Origin of the sequence: Mesorhizobium sp. M7D.F.Ca.US.004.03.1.1 (genome assembly GCF_003998635.1) — a bacterium.
Classification (GTDB): Bacteria; Pseudomonadota; Alphaproteobacteria; order Rhizobiales; family Rhizobiaceae; genus Mesorhizobium; species Mesorhizobium loti.
This window is the reverse complement of record NZ_RZQG01000271.1, coordinates 1-6,734: the sequence shown is the minus strand read 5'-3', so window position 1 is coordinate 6,734 and position 6,734 is coordinate 1. Positions and strand designations below refer to the sequence as shown.

4 protein-coding genes and 1 pseudogene are annotated in these 6,734 nt (G+C 63.7%); 1 reads left to right on the top strand and 4 read right to left on the bottom strand.

Annotation, left to right across the window (positions count from 1 at the left end; genetic code table 11):
• From EN935_RS16775 to EN935_RS16760, 4 genes and pseudogenes are all read right to left on the bottom strand, one after another.
• Positions 1–1,171 (bottom strand): annotated as a pseudogene (locus tag EN935_RS16775) (prolyl oligopeptidase family protein); the annotation flags it as partial.
• Positions 1,172–1,241: 70 nt separating this feature from the next.
• Complete coding sequence (locus EN935_RS16770; protein WP_127263095.1) at positions 1,242–2,414, bottom strand: MFS transporter; 1,173 nt, start codon at positions 2,412–2,414, stop codon at positions 1,242–1,244.
• Positions 2,415–2,542: 128 nt separating this feature from the next.
• A complete protein-coding gene (locus tag EN935_RS16765) occupies positions 2,543–3,718 on the bottom strand; it encodes an MFS transporter (protein WP_127373452.1) in 1,176 nt (391 codons plus the stop codon).
• Positions 3,719–3,900: 182 nt separating this feature from the next.
• Positions 3,901–5,808, bottom strand: a complete 1,908-nt coding sequence (locus EN935_RS16760) for a phospholipase D-like domain-containing protein (protein ID WP_127263096.1) — start codon at positions 5,806–5,808, stop codon at positions 3,901–3,903.
• 260 nt (positions 5,809–6,068) lie between these two features.
• Between EN935_RS16760 and EN935_RS16755 the strand changes: the two genes are divergently transcribed.
• A partial coding sequence (locus tag EN935_RS16755; RefSeq protein ID WP_206534528.1) for a trimethylamine methyltransferase family protein occupies positions 6,069–6,734 on the top strand: 666 nt, incomplete at its 3' end.

Genomic DNA, 6,734 nt, shown 5'->3' with positions numbered 1-6,734 from the left:
CGGTCGAGCCGAAATGCTCGGCATGGCTGATGCCGACATTGCCGTTTTCGGGCAGCGCCACCGGTTTCAGAGACCAGCCGCCATCCCTGCGATCGCAGACGATGACCTTGCCGCGCACATTGTCCATCAGGTTGATGAACAGCCGGTCCTGCGTACGGGCAATGCCGGCGATGGAAACGCGATATGCGGGCTCGAACAAGGTTTCCACAGGTCCGAGCGCGCCGGTCTCGACCCAGTACGCCAGATCCAGCGAATAGAGGCCGTCAGGCTTGCAAACCGTGCCGTCGGGCGCTGTCCACGGACTGCGCACGCCGAACACGAGCTGATCCTTGAATATTGCCGTATCGGTCATGTCGTCCGGCAGTGGCAGCTGTTTGTTTTCGCCGGAAGGCAGCCGCAGGAAGATGTGTGAGGCGAAGAAATTCAGCGTCCGGGCCAAGATCAGATAGCGTCTGTCACCGTCGTACTCCAGGGCGGCACCAACAGCGAGATCCTCTTTCTGCGCCTCGAAGATCGGTGTCGCGTCCTCAAGCTTGGTGCCGCGCTTCCAGAGCTTGATCACGCGCGGATAACCGGAGTCGGTCTTGTCGGACTCTTCGAACGCGGCGGAAACAATCACGGTGTCCTTGTCGAGCCAGCCGAAGCCCGACTTTGAAGCGGGTGCGCGAAACCCGCCTTCCACAAAGGATTTAGTCGCGATGTCGAATTCGCGCATCTCGCTGGCGTCGCCGCCATCCGGCGACATCGAGACCAGGCAGCGGTTGAAGTCCGGATAGAGTCGGCTTGCGCCGCCAAAAACCCATTTGGTCCCCTCCTTCGCCGCAAGCTGGTCGAAGTCGATGATCGTTTCCCAGTCGGGCTTCTCGGTCTTGTAGGAAGCGACCGTCGTGCGGCGCCAGAGGCCGAGCACATTGGTCTTGTCCTGCCAGAAATTGTAGACATGGCCGGCAATGGCGGCGCCGACTGCGATGTTGTCCTCCGCCGTCATCAGGTCGAGCGCGGTCTGGAACGACGCCTGATAGGACGGATCGCCCTGCAGCTCGCCAACCGTGACCTCGTTCTGGCGATGCACCCAGTCGAGCGACTGCTTGGCTGTCCTGTCCTCCAGCCAGAGAAACGGATCGTCGGTCGAAGGAGCGGAATTGGGCGTCTTGGTGGCGGGCTTGGTCATGAGGTCTCCGATAAACGTGTCGCTTTTGGCACTGCCAACATCGATATGCCGTGTCCGGTATTCAATATGTTCAGCGCACGATTAAGGCTTTCCGCCGACCAACCAGGCTTGCGATGGCCAGCGCCAGGCACATCAGGCCAAGCGTGATCGGCAGACCTCTCGCACCCAAGATGTCCATGGCGGTGCCCGCCAGCGGCGGCACGGCGATGCCGCCGACGCCCCACATCAGCGAGAAGGCGGCATTGCCGGCGACCAGTGTCGAGCCGGTGAAGCGCTCGCCGAGCTCGATGATCGACATCGTGTAGATGCCGTAGGAAACCGCGCCCCAGACAAAGATCATCGGCCAGATCAGTGATGACTCGATGAGAAGCGGCAGGAGCAGGCAGCCGAGCACCGTGATCGCGACGCAGGCAAGCCGCACCAGGCGCGCAGAAAGCCTTTCGGCCAGCAGGCCGAGCGGCACCTGCATGGCGATGTTGCCGGCGATCATCACCGACAGCAGCGCCGACATGCGGGTCTCAGTGATGCCGTGATGAGTGCCATAGACCGGCAGCAAGGCCAGCGCGCCCTGCTCGAAGCCGGCGGCCACAACGACGGCAAACAACAGCAGCCAGGCCAGCGGCACGAAGCCCAGAACGGAAACCTGATGCCCGGCTTCGTCGACCTTCGGCAGCCGCGGCAGCACCGAGGCCAGGCAGATGCCGCACAGCACGAAGGCAAAAATGCCGACGAGGAAGGGCGGCCAGCCTTGCGTGCCGACGGCAAGCAAGCACAACGGCCCAGCCGCGAAACCGGCCGAGATGACCGTCGAATAGACACCCATGACGCGGCCGCGTCGCGCCGGCGGCGCCAGCGCGATCACCCAGATCTCGCTCAGCACATAGAGCGGATTGGTCACCACGCCGATCAGGAAGCGCAGCGGAAACCATAGGTAGACATTCTGCGTCCAGCCAATCAGCGCCAGCACGATTGCTGACAGAGCAGCACAAATGAGCGCGGTGCGCCCTGCCCCGAACCGGCGCGCCAGCGCCGGGATCAGCGGCGACGATAGGATGAAGCCGACCGGCGTCATCGCCGCCGACAGGCCAATCATCGCCGGAGAAACGCCCTGGCGCTGCAGGATGAAGCTCAACAGCGGATAGGACAGCCCCTGCGCGATGGCGAACACCGAGACGGTCGCGATCACACCGGTAATCGCGGCCCATTGCATCGTCTCGTCGTCGTTCGATTCCGCCAGAGTCATTGTGCGCACCATTATCGGGCTGCAGGATTAGCGATTGAGTTGGATGGTGGTAAGCCCCCGGCGGCCGAAAACCGCTTGCTCCAGACGATGCTTGTCAGGAGGCTGGGCTTGTCAGGAGGTTGGGCCTGTCAGGAAGCTCGGCGCACCGATGAGCGATACAGCGCGAACAACACCAGCACCGCGTCGAGGCCGGCGATCACGACCGGCAGGCCGAGCGGGCCGATGCCTTGCATGAGCAGGCCGGCACCGGGTGGGCCGACGATGCCGCCGGCACCCCACATCAGCGCAAAGGTCGCGTTGCCGGCGACCAGCACCGAGCCCTTGAACCGGCTGCCGAGTTCGACCAGCGCCATGGTGTAGACGCCGTAGCCGACAGCGCCCATCACCAGCAGCACCACCCAGATCAGCGGCGTCATGATCAACAACGGCAGCAGGGCTGCGCAGGTGGCGGTCGCCAGAGCACAGACGATGATCATGGCGCGGCCGCCAAAACGCTCCGCCAGAAGGCCGAGCGGAATCTGCAGCAGGATGTTGCCCAGCGAAAGCGCCATCACCAGCGAGGCCAGCACGGCTTCCGCCAGACCGTAACTGGCGCCGAAGACCGGGACCAGCGCATAGGTGCTCTGCTGGACCGCCGCCGAAACCAGAACAGCAAGCAGCAGCGCGGGCGCCACCTTGGCGAAGCCGACAAGGCCGCTGGCAGGCTGACCGTCATCCTCGAAACCGGTGAGCTTTGACGAGACGGCGTGCAGGATCACCGCACAGAGCGTGAAGCCGGCGACACCGACCAGGAAGGGCGCCCAGCCCGACGTGCCTAGCAGGGTCAGCGCGAATGGCCCGGCCGCGTAACCGGCGCCCATCAGCGTGTTGAAGACACCCATCACCCTGCCGCGACGCGACGGCGGCGCCAGCGACAGCGCCCACACCTCGCCCAGGATGTAGAGCGGGTTGATGACCACGCCGATGATGAAGCGGATGACGAACCAGGCCACCCAGTCCTGCAGATAACCGATGCCCAGGAAGCAGAGCGCGCCGGTCAGCGAGCAGCCGACCGCCAGGTTGCGTGCGCCGACCAGCCGCACCGCCGCCGGCACGAAGGAAGCCGACAGGATCAGGCCGAGCGGCATCATCGCCGCCGACAGGCCGATTAGTGCCGGCGACATGCCTTGTTTCTGCATCAGCAGTGTGAACAGCGGCGAGCTCAGCCCTTGCGCCGCGCCGAACATGGCAAGTGCCGCTGTGACGCCGGCAAGCGCTGCCCACTGCGTTCCCGCTTCGCCTTCGCTCGAGCCGGTCGCGACCATGCTGATGCTGTCATCCATATGAAATGCTGGCCATCCGGCCTGCAAGCCCGACTAGCTACGGGTTCGACTTGGGGAAAGGAAGGGCCGGCCACCGAAATCCGCTTGCGCCAACGAGCCCGTCCGGTTGGCCGAAGCCGAATGGTTCCTGATTGAACGGCGGCAAGTGCCCGGCTCGGCCGACGCTACGGAAAATACCGGGCGATAGCGCCCTTCTTGCCGTCGGCGTAAGGCTTCAACCACTTGTCATCGGTGGCGATCCCGTCATCGTCGGAAGGTCCCTTGCCGATCGTCCGGCGCCAAGCGCGGAACTTGTAGTGATCGAACACGTCGAGCATGTGCACCGCGTAGGCGGCGGCGAAGGTCTTGTCGCCCTCGACGATCACCAGGTTCTCGTCATTTTCGTAGGACGCCTTATAGCCGAGGTTATGGCTGCCGGTGATGACGGTGGCGTTGTCTTCCATCGGATCGATGATGACGATCTTGTCGTGCACGATCGCATGGCCGACGGTCAGCACCTCCGCCTGGAAATCGCGGGCGATCGTCGCGCCGGTCAGGTTTGCCGCCCGCACGATCGAGACGTTCGGCGCCTCCCAGACTTTCTCCGGAAAAACGAATGGCGACTTGCCGTCCTTGTTCGACTTGTGGGTGACCGGATCCTTGGTCGGCGCGACATAGTTGGGCATGGCGGTCTCGTCGCTGATCGCGCCCTGCACGATCAGCTTCGGATCGGCCATCGCTGCCGCCACCGCCTGGTCGACGATCGAGTTGTCGCCCAGCAATGAAGGATTGAACACCAGGAACAGCACCGCGCGCTTCGCCGCCTTGATGCGGGCAAAGACGTCCTCGAGGTCGACCGGCCGCACCGAGATGTCCTTCTTGTTGCGGTCGGGGTCGTTGGGTGAAAACCATACCGTCATGCCGTCCAGCGCCGCCGTGGCGCCGTTCAGCGAATTTGGCCTGTGGTTTTCCCGGCGGAAGGGCACGCCTTGCGTCTGCGCGACATGACCGGCGGCGCTTTCCGAGGCCGGCGGCGGGAACACATCGGCCTTCATGCGCTGCCAATAGGCGTCGAAGATCTCGGCCATATCAGGGTCGTCGCGGATGAAGGCGTTGTTGGACTGTCCGCAGATGCCTGTCGACGTCCAGTTGGTGCTGCCGGTCATCACCGCTTGCGGCTTGCCCTGGGGATCGCGGTAGACGGCAAACTTGTTGTGGCCGATGTGGTTGTTGTTGAACAGGCGGTCCGTCACCACGACGCCCGCGTCGTGCAAGCGCTTCCTGTATGGCGCGTTACCGGCGTCCCAGGCCTTGGTCTGGTCGTCCCTGCCAGAATTGGAAAGGATAACCTCGACGATATCCTTCGCGGCGATGATAGCATCGCACAATTCGTCATCGCCAAGTTCATAGAGCGCAAGCCTGACCGTGCCACCCTCGGTCTTGGCCCGTTTCATGAGACTGGTCAGCACATCTGGCACATCGCCGTGCAGATAGGCGCGTATCTTGCTGGTCGGATCCTGCAGGATCGCAGCGATCTTCTCGCGCTGCCCGACCTTGATGCCGGCCTCCTGCAACGCGTGCGACATCCATTGCGTCGACAGCACGCCATTGGTGAAGGCGACACGCGCCTTGCCGAACATCTGTCCGAGGAAGATTGGCGGACTGACCGCGCCGTGGCCGAGATAGCCCAGCGGCCGTGCCGGCCCGGTATAGGCGGGTTTGCCATCGACGACCTGATCGGGCCGCACCGGTACGGGATCGAGGCCAGGCTTCATGTCGCCCACCGGACGCACCCGGTAGGCTATCATCTCGCCGTCTGGCCTGACGTCGATGCTGTCGCGGCGCCGCCGCACGGTCAGATCGCGCCAGAATGTCTTCTGCACCGGCCAGACGCCGGTGTCCTGGGGAATCCATCTCGGATTGCGCTGTCCCTTGAAAGGCACCCAGGAGGCCAGGCAGCGTTCTACCCCGGTGTCGGGATAGATGCGCACGATCTCGAAGCCAAGGCAGCCCGAGATCATCCCGTCTATATCCCAGGAAAGGAACGCGACCTCGTTGTTCGTCGCGGCGCGCACTTTGACGACGTCAGGCATGACTGTCCCTCCAAAGACGTTAGGCTCGCAAGTATATCATAAGTAAAAGACGGAAGTGTAACGCACTCCACATAAGCGCATTCAGCCGACGGCTGCTCTCGGGCACTTCCGGGCGCATCGGCACGGCAGGGCGATGCCGTGGTCGCGCAGCTGCCGTCCCGGCATGTCGCTTCCCTCGCCCTAGTGGTCGCCGCCTCCGCAATGGCTGGCCAGCCGCCGGTCCATTATGCCGCCCGCTATCGCATCGCACGAGGACCATCATGACCGCCGCCCTACAACCCTTGGAACCGGCACTGGCCACCGACCGCGCCCGTCGCGGCGGCCGCGCCGGAAAGCGCGCCGGCGGCTCGGCCGCGTTCGAGCAGCCGGCTTTTCGCCAGCTGAAGAACCCGCTGACCCCAACCAGGCTGGTTTCGGACGACGAGCTGGAATCGATCCATCTCGCTTCCTTGCGCGTGCTGCGGGAAATCGGCGTCGACGTGCTGCATGACGAAGCCCGGAGCATCATGAAGGCGCATGGCGCCGATGTGCGCGAGGGCAGCGAGCGGGTGCGCTTCGACAGCGACATGATCCTCGAACTGGTGTCGCACTGCCCGTCGGAATTCACCATCCATGCCCGCAACCCGGCACACAATGTGCGCTTCGGCGGCAACAATGTGATCATCTCTATGATGGCGTCGGCGCCCAATTGCTCCGACATCGATCGCGGCCGCCGGCCCGGCAACCAGCAGGACTACCGCAACTTCCTCAAGCTCGCGCAGATGCATAACATCCTGAACTGCACGGGCGGCTATCCGGTTGAACCGACCGATATCCATCCGTCCGTCCGGCACCTCGAATGCATCCGCGATCTCAGCGTGCTTACCGACAAGGTGTTCCACATCTATTCGCTCGGCAAGGAGCGCAATGTCGACGGCATCGAGATC